Genomic DNA, 2,606 nt, shown 5'->3' with positions numbered 1-2,606 from the left:
TAAATCTATAATAAGTTAAGATTGTCTGAGATATAGCCGGTCGGCTATTTTATTGTGTTTTAGCAATTGAGTTGGTGGTATTTCGTTATTAAAATTATGAATGCAAAAACCCCCAACACGTTGGGGGTTTTTAAATTTATGCGAGTTAAAGCTATCTTGATACAAACGTAATATTTTTAGTAGAAGTAGTAGCAGAGGGTGATGGTGTGGTCACTGATAGTTTCAGCTGATCGTTAGGACGACAGCCACTATAAGTAAAGGTATAGCTGACCGCGTTGTCTCGCACCTTACCAAATCTACCGTCTCCTATACTAACTCCAACACCTAGATCAACAATGTTTGGCACCGTTTCAAAACCAGATACTAGCTCAGCTTCGCATGTAGAGCTAGTATCTGCTACCGTTAATGACGCGTCTGCTGGCACATTGCCTCTTGGCTCCGAACCTATACCATCAGAGCCAATACCTACATTAATAGAAGAAGAACCTGCCTTTACGACAGCTGTAGTATTTGGCTCAGCGTTAGAAACGACAATTCTATCACCCGTAATAACAACAGTAGGAGAGAAACTGGTTTTATCTACAGCTGAAATACTGACACTCGTTCCTGACGGCATACTGACCGTTTGAGCGCCATTACCATACATTTTAAAATCCACCTTGATAGGTGTATCTAAATTATTTAGCGGATTCGCTCGAAGTTCGTCTCCTAATCTTGGGAATAAAGGACTATCAGACGCTAAACCTAGTACAACTTGAGAACGTAGTATAGCCTCAAGTTGGTTATCACAGGTTTGGTTGATATTAGGGAACGAAAAGAATGATGGACCACAAGATAAACTGCCAGCGTTGCGACGATATACAAATTCGCCTAAATTAGAATCGTACTGATTATTCTCATTATCATCTCTAAAGAAGTCACCGATATTTCTAATCAAGGAGTCAACGCCTGCGGTATATAAATTATCGCCATTAGTATCTCTATAGCTCTTATCACCCTCTACATAAGCGATAACAGAGATACGATTATCTACAGGACGTGGGTTTTGTGTGCTAAATTCAACACTACACTGACCGTTGTTAGTGGCGCAATTTGGAATCACTCTACCGCCTTCACTGATAAAACTGACCACTGTACCATTAGGCACAGGGTTTCCCACTCTATCGACCAATCTTGCGGTAATAGTAGCGGTATCTCCATCAGTACCGACTGCCAATACATTTTTGCTTAACGAAAGACTAAAACCGTTTTGTGTAGCACGTCCGGTTGCTACTGAAACATTTTTTGACAGTGCAAATATATTGCGATTTGATAGTAACGTTGCTTTTATTTCTACAGGACCAGGTAATGCACTAGGGTACAAGTCAACAACCACTCTACCTTGCGAGTCACTAGTTACTATCTCAGAATTTTGGTTGCCTAATCTCACAAAACTAAAATCGTTCGGTGCAAATACTTTACTAATCTCAACTCTTTGATTGGCAGCAGGTCGACCGTTGGCATAAACAGTGAACTCTATCTTTCCAGATCTAGATGATCCGCTATTATTTGCACCTAGTCTAGTCTCCTCCGTAGTGGTATACACTATAGAGTTTGCTTCTATACCTTCAATATTTACAGTAAGCGTTCTTTGCACATTGGGATTATTTGCTGAAGTTATAGTAATCGTTTGTCTACCCTCACACAAATTCCCATTACTATCTATTGCTTGGTAGTTAGCTATAACATCACCTTGATTACTTGAAACAACACTGTCGTTATCAAAACTACCACAACTGGTATCGAAATTTACTGCAATGTCATTCTGATTGGCATTGCTACTAGCATCTTTTGTTTTCAATGTGATGTTAGTATTGCCACCTGACTCTAAGTTGGTAGAAGATATAAAGATGTCAGCGAGCTGAACCTCTACAGACTGTAATGAAAAATTATAACCTGGCGTTGTATCTGTTAACCCATTAGCACTAACTGTAGCGCTAAGCTGATAGCTACCTGTTGTTGTGTTATCTAAAGGTTTAACCGATATACTAGCTTCGCCACTTTCATTAGTTAATATGGCAGCGTTACTAGTTCCAAATGCTACTCCTTCACCTCGAAAAGTCACTAAAGCATTATCAATAGGTGTATTCGTCTCATCAGTTACAACTACTTTAGCACTAACTCCAGCAGAGGTAATAGTACGAGTCACATTTCCATTAGTATCTGTCAAAGTTATAGGCGTTACATTGACTTCACTAACAGGCACTGTTGGCTCACCGTTGCCATCGCCATTATTTCCATCGCCGCCTGTACCTGGCTGCGTTACACCCGTATCAGGTTCTGGAGCAACAGTATCCGTACCACCTCCACCGCAGCCAGCTAAAGTCAGTGCTAAGCTTAGCGCTGTGAGCTGAAAAAATTTGGAAGTAGTGGTATGCAAAAGATATGACATGGTCTTGCTCCGCGTTAGCAGTATTTGTTTTTTGAGCCTTTCAAATAAGCATAAATGAAAAGTAAACAACTCATTGAAATAAGTTATATATTACAAACTGTATAAAATTTATGACAGTAACTTTACTGACTTTTATATTAACTTACAACTGTTAATTAATCTTTATCGTCAAATA

At 39.5% G+C, this 2,606-nt stretch carries 1 protein-coding gene; it reads right to left on the bottom strand.

Annotated elements, in window-relative coordinates; genetic code table 11:
• Positions 1-151 precede the first annotated feature (151 nt).
• Positions 152-2,431, bottom strand: a complete 2,280-nt coding sequence (locus ACTXGO_RS12215; RefSeq protein ID WP_443542899.1) for an Ig-like domain-containing protein — start codon at positions 2,429-2,431, stop codon at positions 152-154.
• Positions 2,432-2,606 lie beyond the last annotated feature (175 nt).

It is taken from the genome of Psychrobacter sp. T6-1 (assembly GCF_052258445.1).
The sequence above is the reverse complement of the archived record's forward strand: the minus strand, read 5'-3'. Positions and strand labels throughout refer to the sequence as shown.